Source organism: Pseudomonas sp. NBRC 111140 (assembly GCF_001320885.1).
GTDB lineage: Bacteria > Pseudomonadota > Gammaproteobacteria > Pseudomonadales > Pseudomonadaceae > Aquipseudomonas > Aquipseudomonas putida_P.
Genome location: NZ_BCBQ01000091.1, coordinates 1 through 22,663, shown reverse-complemented (window position 1 = coordinate 22,663; position 22,663 = coordinate 1). Strand labels below are relative to the sequence as shown.

At 62.8% G+C, this 22,663-nt stretch carries 22 protein-coding genes; 13 read left to right on the top strand and 9 right to left on the bottom strand.

Annotated elements, in window-relative coordinates; genetic code table 11:
* Positions 1–76 precede the first annotated feature (76 nt).
* Positions 77–1,003, bottom strand: coding sequence for a 4-hydroxyproline epimerase (locus tag APH42_RS23610; protein ID WP_060494336.1), 927 nt, complete (start codon positions 1,001–1,003; stop codon positions 77–79).
* 23 nt (positions 1,004–1,026) lie between these two features.
* Entirely contained in the window at positions 1,027–2,640 is a 1,614-nt protein-coding gene (locus tag APH42_RS23605; RefSeq protein ID WP_060494335.1) for an APC family permease, read from the bottom strand.
* A gap of 260 nt (positions 2,641–2,900) precedes the next feature.
* On the opposite strand from APH42_RS23605, the gene APH42_RS23600 reads away from it, so the two are divergent.
* Entirely contained in the window at positions 2,901–3,683 is a 783-nt protein-coding gene (locus APH42_RS23600) for an AraC family transcriptional regulator (protein WP_012273703.1), read from the top strand.
* Here APH42_RS23600 and APH42_RS23595 read toward each other — a convergent pair.
* Positions 3,671–4,558 (bottom strand): LysR family transcriptional regulator, encoded by an 888-nt coding sequence (locus APH42_RS23595; RefSeq protein WP_012273702.1) that lies wholly within the window; start codon positions 4,556–4,558, stop codon positions 3,671–3,673. The two genes, APH42_RS23600 and APH42_RS23595, sit on opposite strands and share 13 nt — an antisense overlap.
* Before the next feature lie 141 nt (positions 4,559–4,699).
* Between APH42_RS23595 and moaB the strand changes: the two genes are divergently transcribed.
* Positions 4,700–5,239 carry a molybdenum cofactor biosynthesis protein B gene (moaB, locus tag APH42_RS23590; protein ID WP_012273701.1) on the top strand — a complete coding sequence of 180 codons (540 nt, stop codon included), beginning with the start codon at positions 4,700–4,702 and terminating at the stop codon, positions 5,237–5,239.
* A 12-nt stretch (positions 5,240–5,251) separates the two neighbouring features.
* Here moaB and APH42_RS23585 read toward each other — a convergent pair whose 3' ends face one another.
* Both APH42_RS23585 and moaA read right to left on the bottom strand, forming a co-directional pair.
* Positions 5,252–6,151, bottom strand: coding sequence for a bestrophin family protein (locus APH42_RS23585; protein ID WP_060494334.1), 900 nt, complete (start codon positions 6,149–6,151; stop codon positions 5,252–5,254).
* A gap of 20 nt (positions 6,152–6,171) precedes the next feature.
* Positions 6,172–7,176 carry a GTP 3',8-cyclase MoaA gene (moaA, locus tag APH42_RS23580; RefSeq protein WP_012273699.1) on the bottom strand — a complete coding sequence of 335 codons (1,005 nt, stop codon included), beginning with the start codon at positions 7,174–7,176 and terminating at the stop codon, positions 6,172–6,174.
* Between the two features lie 224 nt (positions 7,177–7,400).
* Between moaA and APH42_RS23575 the strand changes: the two genes are divergently transcribed.
* Positions 7,401–9,731: an FdhF/YdeP family oxidoreductase gene (locus APH42_RS23575; RefSeq protein WP_060494333.1), complete on the top strand. Its 2,331-nt coding sequence runs from the start codon at positions 7,401–7,403 to the stop codon at positions 9,729–9,731.
* Positions 9,732–9,787: 56 nt separating this feature from the next.
* On the opposite strand, the gene APH42_RS23570 is transcribed toward APH42_RS23575, so the two are convergent.
* On the bottom strand, positions 9,788–10,249 hold the full coding sequence (locus APH42_RS23570) for an Lrp/AsnC family transcriptional regulator (protein WP_012273697.1): 462 nt from the start codon (positions 10,247–10,249) through the stop codon (positions 9,788–9,790).
* A 92-nt stretch (positions 10,250–10,341) separates the two neighbouring features.
* Here APH42_RS23570 and APH42_RS23565 point away from each other — a divergent pair, with 92 nt between their 5' ends.
* Complete coding sequence (locus APH42_RS23565; RefSeq protein ID WP_012273696.1) at positions 10,342–11,523, top strand: PLP-dependent aspartate aminotransferase family protein; 1,182 nt, start codon at positions 10,342–10,344, stop codon at positions 11,521–11,523.
* A gap of 123 nt (positions 11,524–11,646) precedes the next feature.
* Here the strand turns inward: APH42_RS23565 and APH42_RS23560 are convergent, their stop codons facing one another.
* Entirely contained in the window at positions 11,647–11,883 is a 237-nt protein-coding gene (locus APH42_RS23560) for a YdcH family protein (protein WP_012273695.1), read from the bottom strand.
* 253 nt (positions 11,884–12,136) lie between these two features.
* On the opposite strand from APH42_RS23560, the gene APH42_RS23555 reads away from it, so the two are divergent.
* The 4 genes from APH42_RS23555 to APH42_RS23540 all read left to right on the top strand — a co-directional run bounded on the left by APH42_RS23555 (position 12,137) and on the right by APH42_RS23540 (position 16,272).
* On the top strand, positions 12,137–13,774 hold the full coding sequence (locus tag APH42_RS23555) for a phosphoethanolamine transferase (protein ID WP_012273694.1): 1,638 nt from the start codon (positions 12,137–12,139) through the stop codon (positions 13,772–13,774).
* Between the two features lie 139 nt (positions 13,775–13,913).
* Positions 13,914–15,047 (top strand): ribonuclease D, encoded by a 1,134-nt coding sequence (rnd, locus tag APH42_RS23550; protein WP_012273693.1) that lies wholly within the window; start codon positions 13,914–13,916, stop codon positions 15,045–15,047.
* Entirely contained in the window at positions 15,044–15,337 is a 294-nt protein-coding gene (locus tag APH42_RS23545; RefSeq protein WP_012273692.1) for a YcgL domain-containing protein, read from the top strand. Before rnd ends, APH42_RS23545 begins: the two co-directional genes overlap by 4 nt.
* Before the next feature lie 2 nt (positions 15,338–15,339).
* Positions 15,340–16,272: a D-2-hydroxyacid dehydrogenase gene (locus APH42_RS23540; protein ID WP_060494332.1), complete on the top strand. Its 933-nt coding sequence runs from the start codon at positions 15,340–15,342 to the stop codon at positions 16,270–16,272.
* Between the two features lie 58 nt (positions 16,273–16,330).
* Here the strand turns inward: APH42_RS23540 and APH42_RS23535 are convergent, their stop codons facing one another.
* Entirely contained in the window at positions 16,331–16,924 is a 594-nt protein-coding gene (locus APH42_RS23535) for a nitroreductase family protein (protein WP_012273690.1), read from the bottom strand.
* A 144-nt stretch (positions 16,925–17,068) separates the two neighbouring features.
* Between APH42_RS23535 and APH42_RS23530 the strand changes: the two genes are divergently transcribed.
* Both APH42_RS23530 and APH42_RS23525 read left to right on the top strand, forming a co-directional pair.
* Positions 17,069–17,518 carry a YcgN family cysteine cluster protein gene (locus tag APH42_RS23530; RefSeq protein WP_060494331.1) on the top strand — a complete coding sequence of 150 codons (450 nt, stop codon included), beginning with the start codon at positions 17,069–17,071 and terminating at the stop codon, positions 17,516–17,518.
* A gap of 41 nt (positions 17,519–17,559) precedes the next feature.
* Complete coding sequence (locus APH42_RS23525) at positions 17,560–18,768, top strand: hypothetical protein (protein ID WP_060494330.1); 1,209 nt, start codon at positions 17,560–17,562, stop codon at positions 18,766–18,768.
* Positions 18,769–18,838: 70 nt separating this feature from the next.
* Here APH42_RS23525 and APH42_RS23520 read toward each other — a convergent pair whose 3' ends face one another.
* On the bottom strand, positions 18,839–19,177 hold the full coding sequence (locus tag APH42_RS23520; protein ID WP_060494329.1) for a YgaP-like transmembrane domain: 339 nt from the start codon (positions 19,175–19,177) through the stop codon (positions 18,839–18,841).
* Positions 19,178–19,450: 273 nt separating this feature from the next.
* On the opposite strand from APH42_RS23520, the gene gabP reads away from it, so the two are divergent.
* From gabP to APH42_RS23505, 3 genes are all read left to right on the top strand, one after another.
* Entirely contained in the window at positions 19,451–20,848 is a 1,398-nt protein-coding gene (gene gabP, locus APH42_RS23515; RefSeq protein ID WP_060494328.1) for a GABA permease, read from the top strand.
* A 294-nt stretch (positions 20,849–21,142) separates the two neighbouring features.
* Positions 21,143–21,859 (top strand): GntR family transcriptional regulator, encoded by a 717-nt coding sequence (locus tag APH42_RS23510; protein ID WP_012273685.1) that lies wholly within the window; start codon positions 21,143–21,145, stop codon positions 21,857–21,859.
* A 62-nt stretch (positions 21,860–21,921) separates the two neighbouring features.
* A partial coding sequence (locus APH42_RS23505) for an FAD-binding oxidoreductase (RefSeq protein ID WP_156352874.1) occupies positions 21,922–22,663 on the top strand: 742 nt, incomplete at its 3' end.

Below are 22,663 nucleotides of genomic sequence, written 5' to 3'. Positions count from 1 at the left end.
AGGCATGGTGCCGGTGAAGATGTTGTCGGTCATTGTTATCACTCCTAGCAGTATTCAGTCGGAAAAAGGCCGAGGGTCAGATGCCCCAGGCGAAAGGGTCCTGTTCGTCGATCAGCAGGGTGCTGTCGGCGGTCATGTAGGCGCGGCCGGTGATGAACGGGCGAATGCGCTCGCCGTCGCGCTCGTAGCGGCCATGGAACTGGCTACCGGTGATACTGGCCTGCACCCAGGTCTGGCCTTCGGCAAGCTTGCCGTCGGCGGCCAGGCAGGCCAGCTTGGCGCTGGTGCCGGTGCCGCACGGCGAGCGGTCGTAAGCCTTGCCGGGGCACATCACGAAGTTGCGGCTGTCGGCGTTGGCGTCGTCGGCGAACAGCTCGACGTGGTCGATGGGGGCGCCGTTTTCGCCGGTGATACCCTGGGCTTCAAGGGCTTTGAGCATGGCCCAGGTGTACTCGGTCAGCGCTTCGCGGTTATCCAGTTCGATGCGCTGGCCATGCTCGGAAACGAGGAAGAACCAGTTGCCGCCCCAGGCGATGTCGCCGCGCACCACGCCATGGCCGGGCACGTCCACCGCCACCTGCTGGCGGTACCGGTAGGAGGGCACGTTGCCCACGGTGATGGCGCCGTCTTCATGCAGGGTGGCGCTGACCTGGCCGACCGGGGTGTCGATCTTGTGCTCGCCCGGCGCGATCAGGCCCAGGTGCTGCAGCGAGGCCACCAGGCCGATGGTGCCGTGGCCGCACATGTTCAGGTAGCCGGCGTTGTTGAAGAAGATCACCCCGCAGGTGGCGTCGGCCGACACCGGCGGGCAGTACAGCGCGCCCACCAGCACATCGTTGCCGCGTGGCTCCAGCAGGCAGGCCTTGCGCCATTGGTCGTGCAGCTCGCGCAGTTCGTCACGCTGTTCGGCCATGCTGCGGCCGTGCAGTTGCGGGAAGCCCCTCATCACCAGGCGGGTGGGTTCGCCGCCAGTGTGGGAGTCGATGACGTGAATCTGTTTCATGGGCTTGTCCCTTGCGTAAAAGATCAGGAAGCGACGGCAGCGGGGCGGCTGGGATAGGTTTCAGCGCTGGCTTCGCTTTCGTCTTCACCTTCCAGGCGTACCAGGTGGGCAGGTACGCCAGTCGCAGCGCCCCAGTAGTAGATGCCCAGCGCGCAGGCGGCCACGGCCAGGGTGTCGAACGGGTGGGCTAGCACGCCCAGGCCGCCAAAACTGCCCAGCCACGACAGCAGGATGGTCACCGCGTAGAAGCCGATCAGCCACGCCGACGAGCGTACTTGCTGGGCCAGCGACAGGTGTTGGGTGGGCACGAAGCGGCCGCACAGCAGGTACAGCACGAACATCACGATCTGCAGGGCCAGCAACCACGACACGGTGTTCCAGCCCGACCAGTACACGATCAGCGCGGCGATGATGAACGACAGCGGGCCGAGCACGCCCATGCCCTTGACCCGGAACGGGCGCGGCATGTCTGGCGCGTTGCGGCGCAGGGCGGCGACGGTGACCGGGGCGACGGCGTAGCTCAGTACCAGGGCAGCCGATACCACGTTGATCAGCGCTTCCCACGATGGGAACGGCAGGGTCCAGAACACCGACAGGCCAAAGGTCAGCCACAGTGCCGGGCGTGGGATGCCGGATTCTGCGTCGATGCGGGTGAAGTACTTGAAGAAGGTGCCGGTCTGCGCCCAGCCATAGACCACGCGCGGGGTGGCGTTCATGTAGATGTTGCCGCAGCCGCTGGGCGAAATCACCGCATCGGCCACCACCAGGTAGGCCAACCAGCCCACACCCAGGGCCAGGGCGATATCTCGGTAGGGCAGGGCCAGCTCCTTGGTCACGCTGGCCCAGCCGTTGGCCAGCATTTCGGTGGGCACACTGCCAAGGAAGGCCAGTTGCAGCAGGGCGTAGATGGCGGTGGACAGCAGCACAGACAAGATCAGCGCGATCGGGATGGTGCGTTGCGGGTTCTTCACTTCGCTGGCCACCGAAATGATCGGCGTCAGGCCCAGGTAGGCGAAGATGATGCCGCCCGCCGACACGGCCATTTCCACGCCGGACAAGCCGAATGGGGCAAAGCCCTGAACCTCGAAGTTTTCTGGTTTGAAGAAGGTGAACAGCACGCCGATCACCAGTAGCGGCACAATGAACTTGAACACGCTGACCAGGTTGTTGGCCTTGGCGAAGGTTTTCACGCTGCGGTAGTTGAGGAAGAAGAACAGCCCCAGCAGGGCGAACTGCACCAGCCAGCCGAGTACGGTCGGGTCACTGGAGCCGGCCTTGGTCAGCCCGGGAAACCAGGCGGCGGCGTATTGGCGTGAGGCGACCACTTCGATGGCAATCAGGCTGGAAAAGGCGATCAGCGTGATGAAACCCATCAGGTAGCCCAGCAGTGGGCCGTGCGAATACACCGGGTAGCGCACCACGCCACCGGCACGGGGCAGGGCGGCGCCTAGCTCGCAGTAGACGATGCCCAGCAGCAGTACGGCGAACCCGCCAAGGAACCAGGAAAGGATGCCAGCCGGGCCAGCGATGGCCGAGACGTGGCTGGCGGCGAACAGCCAGCCGGAGCCGAAGATGGCGCCTAGGCCGATGAAGGTGAGGTCCAGCAGTGATAACTGTTTTTTGAATTTGCCTGACATGGGTTCGCCTTTTTGTTGGTTATTGGATAGGCAGGTCTGATGTCACGAGATGCGGCTTTTTGGGCCGCGCTCTTGTAGGACTTGGGCGGCTTGCGTGGGGCATAGAGTGAACCGGTCGGGTCGGCGGTTCTTGATGGTTTTCTGCAGAGGGGGTGACGAAATCGGCACAGTTGCAGAAAAACGATGGCAAGGCGCACAGCTGGACGATAGGCTGAAAGCCACACTGCATAAGGGCCGGCACAGCCAGCAGAGAACCGAAGATGACCGTCAACCCCTTGGCCACCCTCTACCATTCCATCGACCAGCACCGCCCCGCCACCCTCGAGGCCTTGCTCGCCGGTGTATCGCTGCTGCTGCCGATTCTCGACGCCATCCCCAACGCCGCCATCTTCATCAAGGACCCGGCTGCCCGTTACGTACTGGCCAACGACACCCTGGTTCAGCGCTGCGGCCTCAAGCGCCTGCAGCCGTTGCTGGGCAAGACCAGCGCCGAAGTGTTTCCGGCACAGCTGGGCCCTGGCTACACCGAGCAGGACCGTCGCGTTCTCAAGGAGGGGCTGGTACTGGAAGACCAGTTGGAGCTACACCTGTACGGCAGCCGTGAACCGGGCTGGTGCCTGACCCACAAGCGCCCGTTGTACAACCAGGCGGGCGAGATCATCGGCCTGGTTGGCATTTCGGTAGATTTGCAGTCAGCCGCCGACAGCCACCCTGCCTACCAGCGCCTGGCCGCGGTGGACGAGCATATTCGGCGGCATTTCCACCAACCGATCAGCATGGGCGAGCTGACCCGCATTGCCGGCATTTCCGTGGCCCAGCTGGAGCGCTACTGCAAGCGGGTGTTCCACCTCACGCCCCGGCAGATGATCCACAAGGCGCGCCTGGAGCACGCCCACCGCTTGCTGCATTCGGCGCTACCGATCACTGAAGTGGCGATGTGCTGCGGCTACACCGACCACAGCGCCTTCAGCCGCCAGTTCAAGCAACTGACCGGCTTCACCCCGCGCCAGTACCGCCAGGCGACTGCCGATCAGGTGGCTTGAAACAGCCCGCGCGCTTCGGCAAAGCATTGTTCGGCAATTGCCGAGCGCGGCTCGCTGCGGCGCAGCAGCAAACCGACCGGGCTATGGATGGCGGCGTCGGCCACCGGCAGGATACGCAGGTGTTCGCTGAGGTCTTCCAGGCCGCAGTCCAGTGGCATGATCGCGCAGCACATGCCGGTGTTGATCGCCTGGATCAGCTGGAAGCTCGAGTCGCTCTCCAGCACCGCATTGGGCTCCAGGCCACGGCTGCGGAAGCTCAGGTCCAGCGACTGGCGGTAGTGCATGCCTTTGCTCAGCAGCCCTAGCGGAATGTCGCCGAGTTCGTCCCAGCGCAGCGTGTCGCTGGCGAACTGGAAGTGCCGAGTGTCGTGCAGCAGGCCCATGGTGGTCGTGCCCAGCTCGATCACGTCGAAGAAGCTGGTGTTGACCTGGTCCAGGTAGCAGATACCCAGGTCGAGCTGGTTGCGGCTGAGCCCGTCGATGACCTGCTCCGAGCTCAGCGAGCTGAGCTGAAAGTGCAGTTCGGGGTACTTTTCGCGCAGCGGCAGCAGCAGGTGCATGGGGTTGAAGCTGGCCAGCGGCACGGTGCCCAGGCGCAGGCTGCCGACCACCTGGCCGCGGCAGCTGGCGGCCTCGGCCTGCAGGCCGTCGTGGGCGGCGAGCAGGGTGCGGGCCCAGGCCAGGATGCGCTCGCCGGCCTCGGTGAAACCCTCGAAGCGCTGGCCACGCTTGACCAGTACCAGGTCCAGTTCGTCTTCCAGGTTGCGCAGGCGCATGGACAGCGTCGGCTGGGTGATATGGCACAGCGCCGCGGCCTGGCCGAAGTGGCGGGTCTGGTCGAGGGCGATGAGGAACTTGAGCTGCTTGATGTCCATGGAAGTGCCTGGCGTCTGGTTGTGCAGACCATAACCTACGTCTGCGATAGATGTCATTGATCGGCCGGTACGCCATATCGATTGGACGCACCTGGGGCCATGCCTCTAGCGTGGTGACAATGCCATTCAAGGAGCTTCACCGTGCGCGTCCAACCCGATGCGGTCTTCGTACCGCTGAACATCGCCGTGCTGACTGTCAGCGACACCCGTACCTACGACAACGATACTTCCGGCGAGCTGCTGGCCAGCCGCTCGGTAGAGATCGGCCATCGACTGGTGGCGCGGGCACTGCTCAAGGACGACCTGTACAAGATCCGCGCCCAGGTGGCTACCTGGATTGCCGATGAGCAGGTGCAGGTGGTGCTGATAACCGGTGGTACCGGCTTTACCGGGCGCGACAGCACGCCAGAAGCAGTCGAGTGCCTGCTGGATAAGCGTATCGATGGTTTTGGCGAGCTGTTCCGGGCGTTGTCGATTCTCGATATTGGCAGCTCGACCGTGCAAAGCCGGGCGCTGGCCGGGTTGTCCAACAGAACCTTGGTATGCTGCCTGCCGGGCTCCACCGGGGCTTGCCGTACCGCGTGGGAGGGGATTTTGGCAGAGCAGTTGGATGCCCGACACCGGCCCTGCAACTTCGTCAAACACCTGCTGCCGATCGAGGCCTGTGCAAGCCGGGGCTGATGCTGCTGCCTGTCAGCTCAACACATACCCCACCGGCAACAACGCCGGTGGTAACTGCTGTTCCCCCAGCCCCGCCAGCACATCCCGTTCCACCGTGCGTACCAGGGCATCGGTCGGCAGGTCGTTCTCATCCCGCCCGAATGGGTCTTCCAGTTCGTTGCCAATCGCATCCAGCCCGAAGAAGGTGTACCCCACGATGGTGGTGAACAACGGCGCCAGCCAGCCCAGCGGCTCGGCCAGGGCAAACGGTAGCAGAATGCAAAAAATGTAGATGGTACGGTGCAGCAACAGCGTGTAGGGAAACGGCAAGGGGGTGAACTTGATCCGCTCGCAAGTGGCCTGCACTTCGGTCAGGCCCACCAGGCGTTGTTCCAGCAGGCTGTAGCGCCAATCACTGATCTGTTGTCGTTCGGCCAGGCGTGAGCAGTGCTCGCCTATTTCACGCAGGATACCGTCGCACACGTTGTGCGGGCTGATTGTCTCCGGCCGGGCCAGCCAGGGGCGAGCGGCCGCCAGGTCGTCCTCGTTACGCAGCCGGGCATTCAGTGCATGGGCATAGCCGCACAGGCTGCGCAGCAGCTCGGCTCGCAACTGCTGGTCGGCAATGACCACGCTTTCACGCACGAACGAACGCGTTTCGATGATCAGCTTGCCCCAGGCCTTGCGCCCCTCCCACCAACGGTCGTAGCAGGCGTTGTTGCGAAAGCTCATGAAAATCGACAGCGACAGGCCCAGCAAGGTGAATGGGGTGGCGCTGACCGGGTAGAAAAACGCCGGGAAATGCCGCTCGACCAGCACGATCAGCGCGGCCAGCAGGGTGACCATCAGGCAACGCAAGGCAATGCGTTTGACGATCGACCCCTTGAGGGTGAACAGCACACGCAGTACATCGGAGGTGGGGTGGACGATCATGGAAATCCAGAGGCGGCTGCTCAGCCGCCGGTCATGTTCATGAAGCGCAGGATCTGCACCTCGCCGCCGACTTCGAAGTGATGGCGGTAGGGCTTGAGGTGCAGCGAATCGCGGATGGCCTTTTCCAGGCGCTCGGGGTTGCCTGGGTGGGCGCGCAGCACGTGCTTGAGGTCTACCGAATGTTCGTTGCCCAGGCACAGCAGCAGGCGGCCTTCGACGGTGAGGCGCACACGGTTGCAGGTGGCGCAGAAGTTGTGGCTGTGCGGGGAAATGAAACCGACCCGGGTGTTGGCCGCTTCGGCCAGGCGCCAGTAACGGGCCGGCCCTTGGGATGACTCGGTCGATTCGATCAGGGTGAATTGCCCTGCCAGGCGTTCACGTACTTCATCGCTGGAGCAGAACGATTCGCCGCGCTCATGTTCGCTGATGGTGCCCAGTGGCATTTCTTCGATGAAGGTGATGTCCAGTTCGCGGTCGATGGCAAAACGCACCAGGTCGACCAGTTCATGGTCGTTGCGGCCTTTGAGTACCACGCAGTTGAGCTTGGTGCGTTTGAAACCGGCCTGGCGTGCGGCGTCGATGCCAGCGACCACCTGGGCCAGGTCGCCGGTGCGGGTCAGCTGTTTGAAGCGGTCGGTATCCAGGCTGTCGAGGCTGATGTTCAGGCGCGTGACGCCTGCGTCGAACAGTGGTTGGGCCAGGCGCCCGAGTTGCGAACCATTGCTGGTCATGCACAGCTCGCGCAGGCCGGGCAGGGCGGCGATGCGCCCGCACAGCTCGACGATGCCCTGGCGTACCAGGGGCTCGCCGCCGGTCAGGCGGATCTTGCGGGTGCCCAGGGCGACGAAGCGCTCGGCTACCTGGAACAGTTCTTCGAGGCTGAGGATTTGCTGGCGCGGCAAAAACTGCATGTCTTCAGCCATGCAGTACACGCAACGGAAGTCACAGCGGTCGGTGACCGACATCCGCAGGTAGTCGATTTTCCGGTTGAAGCCGTCGATCAGGGCCCGGCTGTTCTGTTCCACGTGCGCGCTCGAATGGGTTGGGACACAACTCCAAGCTATAACCTGGCCGCAGGGCCGTCAAATTGCTTTGCCCGACTGATTGATCAATGGCCTCTATGACGGCCACACGCGGGTTTCAGCCGGTGATCGAAACCGCTTATCACGCCGTAAGATCTTTCGATTGGACGCCCCCGCCCCACGCTCAATAGGCTGGAAAAAAGCATCGAAGCGTGAGGATTCATCGCATGAGCCAGGACGAACACATCAGGGACTACAAAGGCGCCGCCGCCGGCTGGGGTGCGCTCAAAAGCGTGACCAAGAGCTGGCTGGGCAGCGAAAATGCCTTCAAGAACCTGCGGGCCATGCTCAAGACCAACCAGAACGGCGGCTTCGATTGCCCCGGCTGCGCCTGGGGCGAGTCACCGGAAAGCGACATGGTCAAGTTCTGCGAGAACGGCGCCAAGGCAGTCAACTGGGAGGCCACTGGCCGCTCGGTGGACCCGGCGTTCTTTGCCAGGTACAGCGTCAGCGCGCTGAAGGAACAGACCGACTACTGGCTCGAATACCAAGGCCGTCTCACGCACCCAATGCGCTACGACGCCGCCACCGATCACTATGTCGAAACCACCTGGCAAGAGGCCTTCGAGCTGGTCGCTCGGCACTTGCGTGCGTTGCAGTCGCCGGATGAGGCCGAGTTCTACACCTCGGGCCGGGCCAGCAACGAGGCGGCGTTCCTCTATCAGCTGTTCGTGCGCGCCTACGGCACCAACAACTTCCCCGACTGCTCGAACATGTGCCACGAAGCCAGCGGCGCGGGCATGTCGGAAACCCTTGGCGTGGGCAAGGGCACCGTGGTGTTCCACGATCTGGAGCTGGCCGACGCGATCTTCGTCATCGGCCAGAACCCCGGCACCAACCACCCGCGCATGCTCGAACCGTTGCGCGAAGCGGTCAAGCGCGGGGCCCAGGTAGTCTGCTTCAACCCGTTGAAAGAGCGTGGCCTGGAGCGCTTCCAGCACCCGCAGCACCCGTTCGAAATGCTCAGCAACGGCTCCGAGCCGACTTCCAGCGCCTACTTCCGCCCAGCCTTGGGTGGAGACATGGCGGCCATGCGCGGCATCGCCAAGTTCTTGTTGCAGTGGGAGCGCGACGCCCAGGCCAAGGGTGAACCGGCGGTGTTCGACCACGCCTTCATCGCCGAGCACACCAGCGGCGTCGATGACTACCTGGCAGCGGTCGACGCCACCACCTGGGAGCATATCGTCAAGCAATCCGGCCTGACCCTGGCCGAGATCGAGCTGGCCGCGCGCATGTACCGCAAGGCCGAGCGGGTCATCATGTGCTGGGCCATGGGCGTCACCCAGCACCGCCATTCGGTGCCGACCGTGCAGGAAATCGTCAACCTGCAGTTGCTGCGCGGCAACGTCGGCAAGCCCGGTGCCGGCCTGTCGCCGGTGCGTGGCCACAGCAACGTGCAGGGCGACCGCACCATGGGTATTGATGAGAAACCCAAGGCGGCGCTGCTCGATGCCATCGAAAAACGCTTCCAGTTCCGTGTGCCGCGTGCTCACGGGCACAACGCGGTGTTGGCGATCAAGGCCATGGAAGAGGGGCGGGCCAAGGTGTTCGTCGCCCTGGGTGGCAACTTTGCCCAAGCCACCCCCGACACTCCGCGCACCCACGCGGCACTGCAGAACTGTGCGCTGACCGTGCAGATTTCCACCAAGCTCAACCGCTCGCACCTGGTCACCGGCCGCGATGCGCTGATTTTGCCGTGCCTGGGCCGTACCGAAATCGACCTGCAGGCCGAAGGGCCGCAAGGCGTGACCGTGGAAGACACCTTCAGCATGGTGCACATTTCCAACGGCCAATTGCGTCCACGCTCGCCGCACATGCGCTCGGAGCCGTGGATCATTGCCGGCATGGCCAAGGCCACGCTGGGCAACCAGCCGATCGACTGGGAGTATGCGGTGGCCGACTACAACCGCATTCGTGACATGATTGCCGATGTGATCCCTGGTTTCACCGGTTTCAACGAACGCCTCCATAGCCCAGGCGGTTTCCACCTGGGCAACACTGCCGCCGATCGCAACTTCCGCACGGCCACGGGCAAGGCCCGCTTCATGCCCCACGCGCTGCCCGAAGAGTTGGTCAACGCCAAGGTACTGGCCCGTGGTGACAAACCCGACCTGATCCTGCAGACCCTGCGTTCGCATGACCAGTACAACACCACCCTCTATGGCCTGGACGACCGCTACCGCGGGGTGTTTGGCCTGCGTGAAGTGGTGTTCGTCAACGAGGCCGACATCCGCCGCCTAGGCTTCGAGCCGGGCGAGCAGGTGGACCTGGTGTCGCTGTGGGAGGATGGCGTTGAGCGACGGGTGTCGGGCTTTCGCCTGGTGGCGTATGACGTGCCCGAGGGGCAGGCAGCTGCGTACTACCCGGAGACCAACCCGCTGGTGCCGTTGGAAAGTTATGGCGAAGGGACCTACACCCCGACCTCGAAATTTGTGGCGATCAAGGTTGAGAAAGCCAAGGCGGGGAACCGGATTGCGGCGGTGTTGGCAGCGGATTGATGGGTTGCCTGTACCGGCGTATTCGCGGGCTTGCCCGCGAAGAATCCAGCGCCGATTCAGGCGCGATGCACGGGGTAAGCCGTGGTGTATTTCATCTGCTCCATGGCAAAGCTGGAGGTGATGTTCGACAACCCATCGGTACGGGTAATCAGCTTTTTGTAGAACCGGTCATACGCCGAGATATCCCCCACCACCACCCGCAGCATGTAGTCCCAATCCCCTGACATGCGGTAGAACTCCATCACTTCTTCGAACCCCGTCACGGTCGCGGCGAACTGCTCCAGCCAGGCGCTGTCGTGGCGCTGGGTCTTGAGCTGGACGAACACGGTAAGCCCCAGCCCGAGCCGTTCGGGGTCGAGCAGGGCGACACGGCCGAGGATGTAGCCGTCTTCCTCCAGGCGCTTGACCCGCTTCCAGCACGGCGTGGTGGACAGGTTGACGGCCTCGGCCAGGTCCTTCAGCGAGATCGAAGCGTCGCGCTGAAGCAGGGTGAGAATGTGCTGGTCGAAACTGTCCATATCGCGCGCTGGCCGTGCAGAAAAATATTTCACAGATTACCCCAAGCCCAGACGATTTGGGTTATGCGATAGTGGCGACTTTCACTCTGCCAATGGGCCTGACCATGTCCGAAAAGCCGCGCAATTTCGCCACCCGCACCATTCACGCCGGCGAGCAGTTCAGCGTCGCCGATAACGCCATTTTCCCGGCCATCGTCACCGCCAGCTCGTTCACCAAGCGCAGCCTGGACGACAAGCCGGAATATTCCTACAGCCGCGTCGGCAACCCGACCCGGCATGCCTACGAAACCTGCGTTGCCGCCCTGGAAGAAGGTGTGGGCGCAGTGGCCTGCGCCTCAGGGGTGAATGCCACCGCGACCGTGCTGGAGCTGCTGCCCAAAGATGCTCATGTGGTGGTGATGAACGGTGTGTACGGTGGCACCTTCCGCATCATGGAAGACTACCGCAGCCGCACTTCGGGCCTGACCACCACCTACGTCGACCTCAACGACCTCGAGGCCGTGGCGGCTGCGATCAAGCCGCAAACCCAACTGATCTGGATCGAATCGCCGACCAACCCGTTGCTGCACCTGGTCGACATCAAGGCGGTATGCGACCTGGCCAAGGCGCGGGGTATTCTGACCTGTATCGACAACACCTTCTGCTCACCGTGGAACCAGCGCCCGATCACCCTGGGCGTGGACCTGGTGATGCACTCGGCCAGCAAATACATCGGCGGCCACTCCGACCTAACGGGTGGTGTGGTGGTGGCAGCCAATGATGCGCTGCTGGCGCGCCTGCGCCGTATCAGCATGGCGATTGGTGCGGTGCAGGGGCCGTTCGACTGCTACCTGGCCCTGCGCGGTCTGAAGACCCTGGATGTACGCATGGAACGCCAATGCGCCAATGCCTTGCAAGTGGCCCGCTTCCTCGAAAGCCACGCGCAGGTCGAGCAGGTGTATTACCCAGGGTTGGAAAGCCACCCACAGCATGCGCTGTGCAAGCGTCAAATGCGCAGTGGCGGTGCGGTGGTGGCGATGAAGGTGAAGGGCGACCGCGCTGCGCTCAACCGCCTGGTGGAGGCGCTGCAGATCTTTGTGCTGGCCGACTCGCTGGGTGGGGTGGAGAGCATGATCAACCACTCCTGGAGCATGTCGCACTGCTCGTTGAGCCCTGAGCAGAAAGGGGTGATGGGGATCAGCGAGAACCTGCTGCGGCTGTCGGTGGGGATCGAGGACTACCGCGACCTGGTCGAGGACCTGGATGGGGCGCTGAAAGCGCTGGTTGCTGTGTAAGGGCAACTGGCTTCTTCGCGGGCTTGCCCGCTTCCACAGGTACTCCACAGGTCTTGAGGGCCGTGGTGACTCTGTGGGAGCGGGCGAGCCCGCGAAGAGGCCGGCAGGTTCAATGAATGCCCGTCAGGATTTGGGCGGATGAATGATCCGTTCGATCTTGTCCTTGATCAGTAACCTTTCCTTGCGCAGGCGGTTGACGGCCTCGTCGTTGGTGCCGTTGCCTTCGGCGGCGACCACCTCCTTGTCCTTGGCGTTGTACTCCTTGTGCAGTTTGTGCAGGTCGTGGTCCTTGTCTATGAGCGCCTGGAATGCATCAGCGGTAACGTGCAGGTCAGCGAGCAGATCATGCGGAACTGGCATTTCTTCACCTCTGTCAGGGTTGTCGGTAAGGTCCTGACCACTGAGGATAGCTGCCTTTGCGCAGGCTTGTAGCGGCCGCCCAGCCTGAATGGCAGCTGAATGGCTTTCAGGTAATTGATAAAAGACGCGCCTTCACGAAATTGTTACCGACTTTTTCACGAAAAATTGATGACGCGCTTTCTAGAGTTCGCCCAACTTTCCCACGGTGCCAATTGGCCTGGGGGTTGATAATCACTCTTGATTGCGAACACTGATGCTCAACTTCAAATCCCTGCGGACTGAATGGGTCACGCTGCTGGCCAGCCTTTACCTGCTGATCGGCTTCAACATGTTCCTTTGGGGGCATCTGCAAGAGATTGTGCCCGCCGGCCTGTCGGGGCTCTGGCTGAGCCTGGCGTTTGCCGTGCTGATGCTGTTCGCTTTCAATCTAATCCTCACGTTGTTTGCCTTCCGCTATGTATTGAAGCCGGTACTTATCGTGTTGTTCATGAGTGGCGCGGGTGTGGCTTACTTCATGAATCAGTACGGCGTACTTATTGACTCTGGCATGTTCCGTAATATGGCCGAGACCAATGTTGCGGAAGTGCGCGACCTGATGTCGTTCAAGTTTGCCGCCTATATTCTGCTGCTTGGCGTACTGCCTTCGGTTCTGTTGTGGAAAGCGCCGATCGCCTACCGTGCCTGGCACCGCGAGCTGCTGGGCAAGCTGGTGGTCAGCGGTGCCTGCGTGGTGGCCCTCGGCTCGGTAGCGTTGGTCAATTATCAAGGGTTGTCGTCGCTGTTTCGCAATCACCATGAACTGCGCCTGATGCTGACCCCAAGCAATATCGTCGGGGCCTCCATTGGTTATGTCAGCGAGCGTGTCGGTACCGCCTCGCGCCCGTTCCAGAATTATGGCGAAGATGCCAAGCGTGATGCAGCCTGGCAAAAACATGAGCGCAAGTCGCTGACCGTGCTGGTGGTTGGGGAAAGTGCCCGGGCAGACCATTTCGGTGTGCTGGGCTACGACCGCGACACCACGCCGAACCTCGCCAAGCAACAGGGCTTGCTGGCGTTTTCCGACGTGCACTCGTGCGGTACGGAAACGGCGGTCTCGGTGCCGTGCATGTTCTCTGGCATGACGCGCAAGGACTACGATGCCCGCGTGGCCAAGAACCGCGAAGGGCTGCTGGACATCCTCCAGCGTGCCGGCCTGGCCGTGCAGTGGCGTGACAACCAGTCGGGTTGCAAGGGTACCTGCGACCGGGTGCAGTTCATCGATGTCAGCAATCTCAAGGACCCGCAACTGTGTGCCAATGGCGAATGCCATGACCAAATCCTGCTGCAGGGCCTGGACGAGCTGATCGACAACCTCGACAAGGACACCGTGCTGGTGCTGCACCAGATGGGCAGCCACGGCCCCGAGTATTTCAAGCGCTACCCCAGTGGCGAAGAACGCTTCACCCCGGTGTGCCAGAGCAACGCGCTGAACCAGTGCAGCGAGCAGGAAATCATCAACGGCTACGACAACACCCTGGCCTATACCGACAAGGTGCTGGCCTCACTGATCGACACCCTGCGCAGCAAGCAGGACAAGGTCGACACGGCGATGATCTACCTGTCCGACCATGGCGAGTCGCTGGGTGAGTACAACCTGTTCCTGCACGGCACGCCGTACGCCATTGCCCCCGAGCAGCAGAAGCACGTACCGCTGCTGACCTGGTTCTCCGACAGCTACAAGGAAGACTTTGGCATCGATACCGACTGCCTGGCCAAGCTCAGCGATGCCCCGCTGTCGCAGGACAACCTGTTCCATTCGATGCTCGGCCTGTTGCAGGTGCGCACCGAGGTCTACCGGCAGTCGCTGGACATGTTCGCCAGTTGCCGGCCTTGGCTGGCGGCCAAGCGCTGAAACGAAGCGCGCTTTCCGTGGGCGCGGGCGTGCCCGCCCCCACATAACTGCACCACTGATCGATATCAAGGATGGCCCGGGTTTCACCAGCAGTGCCCGCGCCGTATATACTGCGCGCCAATGTTAGTGGGAGAGCCTTGTGGCCATCGAAATTCACTGGATCCGTGACGACCAGAGCCTGGCCGAACACTGCCGCGACTGGCACCAACTGCCCTTCGTCGCCGTCGATACCGAATTCATGCGGGTCGACACCTTCTACCCTAAAGCCGGGCTGATCCAGATCGGCGACGGCCAGCGGGCCTTTTTGATCGATCCATTGCTGATCGGTGACTGGCAACCTTTGGCCGACTTGCTGGAAGACAGCGGTGTGGTCAAGGTGCTGCACGCCTGCAGCGAAGACCTCGAAGTGCTGTTGCGCCTGACCGGCAAGCTGCCCCAACCACTGTTCGACACGCAGTTGGCCGCCGGTTACCTGAACCTGGGCTTCTCCATGGGCTATTCGCGCCTGGTGCAGGACGTGCTGGGCATCGAACTGCCCAAGGGTGAAACCCGCTCCGACTGGCTGCAACGCCCGCTCTCGGAAACCCAGGTCAGCTACGCTGCCGAAGATGCCGTGCACCTTGCCGAATTGTTCACCGAGCTGCGCCCGCGTTTGAGCGACGACAAGTACACCTGGGTGCTGGAAGACGGCGCCGAGCTGGTGGCCGCGTTGCGCCGTGAAGTCGAGCCCGAAACCCTGTACCGCGACGTGAAACTGGCCTGGAAGCTGGCGCCTCAGCAACTGGCCGTGCTGCGTGAGCTGTGCGCCTGGCGCGAGCGCGAAGCACGCCACCGCGACGTGCCGCGTAACCGCATCCTCAAAGAGCACTCGCTGTGGCCCATGGCCAAGAGCCAGCCAAACAACCTGTCGGCGTTGGCCAAGATCGACGAGATGCACCCGCGCACCATTCGTCAGGACGGAGAGTTTCTCATCCAGCTGATCAAGCGCGCCGCCAGCCTGCCCGCCGAACAATGGCCGCAGGTGTTGCCCGAGCCGCTGCCGATCGAAGCCGCTGGCATCCTCAAACAGCTGCGTGCCATCGGCCAGGCCGAAGGCGAGCGCCTGGGGATTGCCCCTGAGCTGATGCTGCGCAAGAAAACCCTGGAGGCGCTGCTCAAGAGCGGTTACCCCCATGGTCCTTATCAACTGCCCGATTCGCTGCGCGGCTGGCGCCGTGAGCGTATGGGCCAGGCCCTGCTGGACAACCTTGCAGGTGCCGGAGAGATTCGATGAAACGCATTTGCTCGATTTACAAGAGCCCACGCAAGAACGAAATGTACCTGTACGTGCTCAAGGCTGACGGCCTGGAGCGCGTGCCCGAAGGCCTGCTGCCGTTCTTCGGCACCCCGATGCACGCGTTCGACCTGGTGCTCAGCCCTGAGCGCAAGCTGGCCCGCGAGGACATCACCAAGGTGCTGGAAAACCTCGACAACCAGGGCTACCACCTGCAGATGCCGCCGGCGGAAGACGAGTATATCGAGCACCTGCCCGAAGAGCTGCTGCGCCGTAACGACCCGGTCTGATCATGCGTGTACTGATTGCCGAGCATGATCATGCTCGATACGCCGAGCTGTTGCGCGCAGCCGCACCTGAAGTGGAAGTCTTGACCAGCGGCGACTCTGCCGAACTTGCCCGCCTGGCGCCTCAGTGCCCGGTGTGGCTGGGCCAGCCGGACCTGCTGGCAAGCCTGCTGCGCCAGGGCCACAAACCGGGCTGGATGCAGTCGACCTGGGCCGGTATCACGCCGTTGCTGGCCGATGGCCTGCCGCGTGATTACCGCCTGACCCGTGCAGTGGGCATCTTCGGCCAAGTGATGGCCGAATACATGCTCACCTACATGCTTGGCCACGAGCGCGAGGTGCTGTCGCGCCTGGTCAGCCAGGTCGAGCGGCGTTGGGATGACCGCCCGGGGCGCAGCCTGGAAGGGCGCAAGGTGCTGGTTGTCGGCACAGGCGACATTGGCCAGCGTGTGGCCGAGTTTCTGCAGCCGTTTGGCGTGGTGCTGTACGGGGTTGCCAGCAGCGCCCGTGAACAGGCGCCGTTCGTCGAGGTGGCGGCGCTGGCCGACCTGCCGCGCATGGTTGCCCAGGTCGACTACGTGCTCAACCTGCTGCCGGACACGCCGGCCACCCATGACCTGTACGACGCGGCGCTGTTCAAGTGCTTCCAGCCCTCGGCCTTGTTCATCAATGCCGGGCGCGGGGTGGCGGTGGTCGATGCCGACCTGGTAGAGGCGTTGAAGGAAGGCCATCTCGCCGGTGCGGTGATCGATGTCTGCCGGCAGGAGCCGTTGCCCAAGCAGCACCCGTTCTGGACCGCATGGGGCTTGCTGCTCACCGGGCACAGCTCGGCACCCACCTCGCCTGCGGCGATGGTGCGGTTGTTTGTCGAGAATGTACGGGCTTATGAAGCGGGGCAGGGGCTGCGTGGCGAAGTGGACTTCGCTCGGGGCTACTGAATTCTGTTGTCTGTACCGTCCTTTTCGCAGCACACGGCCGGTACAGCCAACCCCTAGCTTACAGGCTGAAATCGCCCTCGGCCGCCAGCTCGCTCAACGGCTTGCGTGGGCTCGGTACTTCACGCGCCTGCAGCGCCTCGTCCAGGCTGGCCTTGTCACCCAGCTTGCCGATCGCCACCATGGCATGCAGCACATAGCCTTCAGGAATCTTCAGTTCCTGACGCGCCAGGTCCTGGTCGAAGCCGGCCATGCCATGGGTATGCCAGCCGCTGATGCTGGCTTGCAGCGCCAGGTGCCCCCAGGCGGAGCCGGTGTCGAAGGTGTGCCACAGCGCCGGTTTTTCTTCCGTGGCGCCTGGGGCCGCGAACGTGGTCTTGGAAATGACCAGCACCAGTGCCGATGCCTGTTGCGCCCAGCTACGGTTGAACGGCACCAGCAGGCTCAGGTAGCGCTCCCAGCTCGGCGTGTCACGGCGGGCATAAAGGAAGCGCCAAGGCTGCGAGTTGTACGCCGACGGTGCCCAACGGGCGGCTTCAAGGAAGCTCAGCAGGGTTTCTTCGCTGATCGGCTCGGCGGTAAAGGCGCGTGGCGACCAGCGGTTGATGAACTGCTCGTTGATGGCGTAATCGGCAATGCGGGGGTTGGCGCTCATGGCGGCTCCTGCAAACGGACGGGAAAAGCGCACGCTACTGCGTCCCGTCGCGACTGACAAGCGGTCTGGCTTTGCCGAAGGCCAGGCTCTAGACTGGCGCCGCCGCGCGCCGTGGCCCCAAGATGAATGCAGGAACCCCGTGTGATGATCGCTGAAAACGCGCCGTTCTGGCGGCGCAAGACCCTCGAACAACTCAGCCCGCAAGAGTGGGAGTCGCTGTGTGACGGCTGCGGCCTGTGCTGCCTGCAAAAGCTCGAGGACGAAGACGACAACAGCGTCTATTACACGCGCATCGCCTGCAAGCTGCTGGACCTTGATTCCTGCCAGTGCAGCGACTACCCCAACCGCTTCGCCCAGGTGCCGGACTGCATCCAGCTCACCCCAGGCAAGGCCGACCAATTCAAGTGGCTGCCGAGTACCTGCGGCTACCGCCTGGTCAGTGAGGGCAAGGACCTGCCAGCCTGGCATCACCTGGTTTGTGGCGATCGTCAACAGGTCCATGAACAGCGCATTTCCCAGTCGGGGCGTATGCTCAGGGAGCAGGATGTGCATGAAGACGACTGGGAAGACCACCTGATCTTCCGCGCCAGCTGACCGGCGCGGCCCGCTGCCACGGGGAAACAAGGAGTTTCTGTATGCGTTGCCAGCTGTTCTTGCTGTTGGGCCTGATGGCCAGTTCGCCAGCCTGGGCGAAAAAAGTCGACCTCGACTACCAGGTGCGCCTGCTGCCTGCCAGTGGTCAGGCGCAAGTCCGCGTGACATTGGCCGACGGCAGCGCCGTGCGCAGCCTGGACTTCGACCTGGGCAAGGCCGGTGCCTACAGTGGCTTCCAGGCAGATGGCCAATGGCAACTCAAGGGCCAGCGTGGTGTGTGGCAGCCGGCGGCGGGCAAGACCAGCCTCAGCTACCGCGTGCAGTTGGACCAGAAACTGACCAGTGGCGCTTATTCATCGCGCATTACCCCGCATTGGGCGCTGTTTCTCGGCGATCAGCTGATACCGCCTGCGCGTCTCGATCAGCAGGATGGCACGGAGCTTGTGGCGCGCCTGGCTTTCGACCTGCCCGAAGGGTGGAAAAGCATCGAAACCTCATGGCCGCGTATTGGCAAGGACAAATTCCGCATCGACAACGTTTCGCGCCTGTTCGATCGCCCGACCGGCTGGATGCTGGCCGGTGACCTGGGTAGCCGCCGTGCCCGCCTGGGCGATACCGAAGTGACCGTTGCCGCGCCGGTGGGGCAGGGCATGCGGCGTATGGACAGCCTGACCTTGCTCACATTCGTCTGGCCGCAATTGCAGGCAGTGTTCCCGCGAAATCCGCCAAAGCTGCTGCTGGTGGGGGCGCGTGACGGCATGTGGCGTGGGGCGATGGCGGCCCAGGGCTCGCTGTACCTGCACAGTGCTCGGCCGATGGTCAGCGAGAATGGCAGCAGCCCGTTGTTGCGCGAAGTGGTGCAGCTGTTTGCGCAGATTCATGGGCGCGACGGCAATGACTGGTTGGTAGAGAGCCTGACCGATTACTACGCCAGTGAGTTGCTGCGCCGTTCCGGTGGCGTAAGCGATGACCGTTACCAGGCCTGGCAGGCCCGCCTGAGCAAGCAAGGCGCCAAGGTCACCCGGCTCAAGGGCGAGCGCGCAAGCCCTGCCCAGGTGGCCCGTGGGGTGATATTGCTTCAGGCATTGGACAAGGAAATCCGCATTCACACCCAGGCCAAGCGCTCGCTGGACGATGTGGTGCGCGGGTTGATGCGCTTGCCCAGCGTCAGTACCGAGGACTTCGTGCAGATCAGCGAGAATGTGCTGGGCCGGCGTTCCGAGGTTTTGCAGAGCAAGGCGTTGCGCTAGGCATTTTTGTTACCTGTACCGACCTCTTCACGGGCGTGCCCGCGAAGAGGTCGGTACAGGTAAAGCAGATTCAGCTGTCGGCCAACGGATCCTTCCCGGTTACCGTCACCCCTCTGGTCGCCGCCCTGGCACTGGCCTTCAACACCTCCAGCTCTGCCGCGCTGCGCGCTATATCCGAACGCAACCGGTGGTATTCCTGCCGATGCCGCTGCCACCAGGCCTTGGTTGAGCAGTGCCCGCTGACGCCGCGTGCTACCGCAATGCCGCCCACCACCATTTGCAGCAAGCCGACCAGGCCACCATGGCGCAGCCCCTTGCTGAACATCAGCGCTCCGCCGGCCAGTGAGCTGACCCGTTCCAGGCCATGAACATTGTGCTGCGACGTCGCAGCAGAGTGGATATCGAGCATGGCAAGACCTCCGTGTGAAATGTCTGCAGGTGACCCGCAGGAAGTCGCCGGCGTTCACTCGGGGCGCCCGGCGGTAACCCGCGTCGCACCCAGGGCCCTGTCATGCGCCTTCCAGCGGTGCCCATGTCATCTATGGTCAACTCCGTGGCGGATCCAGGCAACTTGACCGCCCCCTTGCTGGCGTACCGTGACCGGGCGCGAAGCTCATCCACGCGGGGTTTCGATCCAGGAGCTTCACGTCCCCCCACAAAGAAAACAAAAGCAGGGATCAGGATGACAATGACAACCGCGAGTGGCGCCGGCAATCAGCTGGCGCAAGGCTTCAAGCAACGCCACGTGACCATGCTCTCCATTGCCGGGGTAATCGGTGCCGGGTTGTTCATCGGCTCCGGGCACGCCATCGCCGCGGCCGGCCCCTCCGCCATCGTCGCCTACGCCTTGGCAGGTGCATTGGTGGTACTGGTGATGCGCATGCTCGGGGAAATGGCAGTCGCCAGCCCCGATACCGGCTCGTTCTCCACCTACGCCGACCGCGCCATCGGCCGCTGGGCCGGCTTTACCATCGGCTGGCTGTACTGGTGGTTCTGGGTGCTGGTGATTCCCATCGAAGCCATCGCCGCTGGCGTGGTGCTCAACAACTGGTTCCCGCACATCGATGCCTGGTTCTTTGCCCTGAGCATGACCGTGCTGCTGACCGCCACCAACCTGTTCAGTGTGGCCAAGTACGGCGAATTCGAATTCTGGTTCGCCATGCTCAAGGTCATTGCCATCGTCGCGTTCATCGCCCTGGGGGCAGCGGCGCTGGCCGGTGTGTTGCCAGGGCGTGAAGTCAGTGGGCTGCCACGGTTGCTGGAGCAGCAGGGCGGGTTTATGCCCAATGGCTGGACGGCGATTATCGGCGCCTTGCTGACCACCATGTTCAGTTACCTGGGTACCGAGGCGGTGACCATTGCCGCCTCCGAATCGAAAGACCCGGCACGCAACATCGCCAAGGCTACCCGTTCGGTCATCTGGCGCATCAGCGTGTTCTACCTGCTTTCGATCTTCGTGATCATCTCGGTGGTGCCATGGAACGACCCGCTGCTGCCCGTGCAGGGCTCCTACCAGCGAGCGCTGGAAATCATGAGCATCCCCTACGCCAAGCAGTTGGTGGACATCGTCGTGCTGGTGGCGGTGGCCAGCTGCCTGAACTCGTCGATCTACATCTCGTCGCGGATGCTCTACTCGCTGAGCAAGCGTGGCGATGCACCGGGCTTCATCCAGCGCACCTCGAAGGTTGGCGTACCGCGTGCGGCGGTGATTGGCAGTACGCTGATCGGCATGTTGGCGACCATCGTCAACTACTTTGCCCCGGCTGAGGTGTTCGCCTTCCTGCTGGCCAGCTCCGGTTCGATTGCCTTGCTGGTGTATCTGGCGATTGCGTGCTCGCAACTGCGCATGCGCGCGATCCTGCAGCGGCAGAATGTCGAGATCGCTTTCCGTATGTGGCTGTACCCGTGGCTGACCTATGCAGTCATCGGCTTCATCATCTTTGCCCTGGGCACCATGTTTGTCATGCCCAAGCACCGCATGGAGGTGTCGCTGACTCTGGCACTGGCGCTGGTGATTCTGGTGCTGGGGGTGGTTACCAGCAAACGGCATGCGCGGCGGGAGGCCTTGGCAACCGCGTAACGGGAAATGTGACTGGAAGGGAGCCACCTGCTTGCAGGTGGCTTTTTTGTTTGTAGCGGCGAAGAGGCCGGCACATTGTGCGCACTTGTCTTGTCTGGAGAGTTTTTTGTCCGGTTTGGCAATGCAGCCTCAAGGGTGTTTAATCTCCCCCGGAAACCCGCTGGAACCCTTATAAACAAAGGCTCAGACAGATTTCGCCGTTCATCGAAAATGCTGTAGACACATTGTCTAACAGTACCCTATAGTCGTTATACAAATAGTAGACACAGCGCTATGACAACAAAGAAGGCCGCCATGAAAGCCACCGTCCAACCACTCGCTGCAGAAGTGCCGCAGGACCGCAAAGCCGTCCTCGCCGAAGCGCTGCGTCGCCGGATCCTGAGCATGGAACTGGCCCCGGGCGCCGTGGTGGATGAATTGGCCCTGTGCGACGAATTTGGCCTGTCGCGCCCCCCTGTGCGCGAGTTGCTGCGCCAGATTGCCGCCGAAGGCTACATCGAACTGGAAGCCAACCGCGCGCCACGCGTCGCCGCCATGAACCACGAGTCGCTGCACAGCTTTTACGTTGCCGCCCCGCTTATCTACGTGGCCACTACCCAGCTGGCCGCCACCTATGCCAGCGCTGAAGAAATCGCAGTGCTCAAGGCTATCCAGGCCCAATTCCGCCAGGCCATCGAAGAGCGCGACGTGGAAAACCGCGTGCTTTACAACGACGCCTTCCACCTGGAAATCGGCAAGATGGCGCACAACGATTACCTGATGCCAAGCCTGCGCCGCCTGCTGATCGACCACACCCGCTTGGGCAAGATCTTCTATCGCCACCCGACCACCGACGACATGCAGCGCGACCTCGAGCTGGCGTGTGAACAGCACGAACAAATGATCCAGGCCATCGAGCGCCGCGACCCGCAAGCCGCAGGCCAGCTGGTGCGTGAGCACTTCGAGCTGTCGCGCCGGCGCATGGCGGAGTACGCCGCGCCGCAAGGGCTGGATGTGCCGATTCAGATTTGAGTTACACAGGTAAGCCCCGCCGGTGCTGACCATTCGACGACTACAAGAACCAGGTTTGTGACATGACAAGAATAAGTTCGTTACCCGCCGATGATGCCACCTGTGGCTGGTATCACCTGAGCAAGCCCCGCACGCCAAGGCCGGCCCACAAGGGCCACAGCCAGACGCGCTGGGTGGTGGTCGGCGCCGGTTTCACCGGCCTGGCTGCCGCGCGGCAGCTGGCAACGAACTTTCCGCATGACGAGATCATACTGGTCGAGGCCCAGGAGGTCGGTTATGGCACCTCCGGGCGCAATGCCGGCTTTGCCATCGACCTGCCGCACGATATCGGCGCCGAGGACTACATTGGCGACATCGATATCGCCAAGACCGTGCTCAAGCTCAACCTGGGTGGCCAGCAGTACCTCAAGGACCTGATCGAGCGTTACGACATCGAGTGCCAGTTCCGCCACTGCGGCAAGTACCAGGCGGCCATCGAAGGCCGCGGTATTGCCGTGCTGGATGCCTACCGCCGGGGGCTGGACAAACTGGGGCAACCCTACGAAGTGGTCGAGGGGCGCGACCTGCCTGAGCACATCGGCACGGATTTCTACCGCAAGGGCCTGTTCACGCCCGGCACTGCCTTGCTGCAACCTTCGGCGTTGGTCAAAGGCCTCGCCGACAGCCTGCCGTCCAACGTCTCGTTGTACGAGCACACCCCGATCACCGACGTCGAGTACGGCGACAAGGTGGTGCTGCGCCACGCCCACGGTTCGATCACCGCCGACAAGCTGGTGCTCACCACCAACGCCTTCGGCATGAGCT

What these genes read in the sequence shown, in the direction of transcription:
- APH42_RS23610 (WP_060494336.1), bottom strand. Translation starts at nt 1,003, where the DNA reads ATGAAACAGATTCACGTCATCGACTCCCACACTGGCGGCGAACCCACC.
- APH42_RS23605 (WP_060494335.1), bottom strand. Translation starts at nt 2,640, where the DNA reads ATGTCAGGCAAATTCAAAAAACAGTTATCACTGCTGGACCTCACCTTC.
- APH42_RS23600 (WP_012273703.1), top strand. Translation starts at nt 2,901, where the DNA reads ATGACCGTCAACCCCTTGGCCACCCTCTACCATTCCATCGACCAGCAC.
- APH42_RS23595 (WP_012273702.1), bottom strand. Translation starts at nt 4,558, where the DNA reads ATGGACATCAAGCAGCTCAAGTTCCTCATCGCCCTCGACCAGACCCGC.
- APH42_RS23585 (WP_060494334.1), bottom strand. Translation starts at nt 6,151, where the DNA reads ATGATCGTCCACCCCACCTCCGATGTACTGCGTGTGCTGTTCACCCTC.
- APH42_RS23575 (WP_060494333.1), top strand. Translation starts at nt 7,401, where the DNA reads ATGAGCCAGGACGAACACATCAGGGACTACAAAGGCGCCGCCGCCGGC.
- APH42_RS23570 (WP_012273697.1), bottom strand. Translation starts at nt 10,249, where the DNA reads ATGGACAGTTTCGACCAGCACATTCTCACCCTGCTTCAGCGCGACGCT.
- APH42_RS23565 (WP_012273696.1), top strand. Translation starts at nt 10,342, where the DNA reads ATGGGCCTGACCATGTCCGAAAAGCCGCGCAATTTCGCCACCCGCACC.
- APH42_RS23560 (WP_012273695.1), bottom strand. Translation starts at nt 11,883, where the DNA reads ATGCCAGTTCCGCATGATCTGCTCGCTGACCTGCACGTTACCGCTGAT.
- APH42_RS23555 (WP_012273694.1), top strand. Translation starts at nt 12,137, where the DNA reads ATGCTCAACTTCAAATCCCTGCGGACTGAATGGGTCACGCTGCTGGCC.
- APH42_RS23545 (WP_012273692.1), top strand. Translation starts at nt 15,044, where the DNA reads ATGAAACGCATTTGCTCGATTTACAAGAGCCCACGCAAGAACGAAATG.
- APH42_RS23540 (WP_060494332.1), top strand. Translation starts at nt 15,340, where the DNA reads ATGCGTGTACTGATTGCCGAGCATGATCATGCTCGATACGCCGAGCTG.
- APH42_RS23535 (WP_012273690.1), bottom strand. Translation starts at nt 16,924, where the DNA reads ATGAGCGCCAACCCCCGCATTGCCGATTACGCCATCAACGAGCAGTTC.
- APH42_RS23530 (WP_060494331.1), top strand. Translation starts at nt 17,069, where the DNA reads ATGATCGCTGAAAACGCGCCGTTCTGGCGGCGCAAGACCCTCGAACAA.
- APH42_RS23525 (WP_060494330.1), top strand. Translation starts at nt 17,560, where the DNA reads ATGCGTTGCCAGCTGTTCTTGCTGTTGGGCCTGATGGCCAGTTCGCCA.
- APH42_RS23520 (WP_060494329.1), bottom strand. Translation starts at nt 19,177, where the DNA reads ATGCTCGATATCCACTCTGCTGCGACGTCGCAGCACAATGTTCATGGC.
- gabP (WP_060494328.1), top strand. Translation starts at nt 19,451, where the DNA reads ATGACAATGACAACCGCGAGTGGCGCCGGCAATCAGCTGGCGCAAGGC.
- APH42_RS23510 (WP_012273685.1), top strand. Translation starts at nt 21,143, where the DNA reads ATGAAAGCCACCGTCCAACCACTCGCTGCAGAAGTGCCGCAGGACCGC.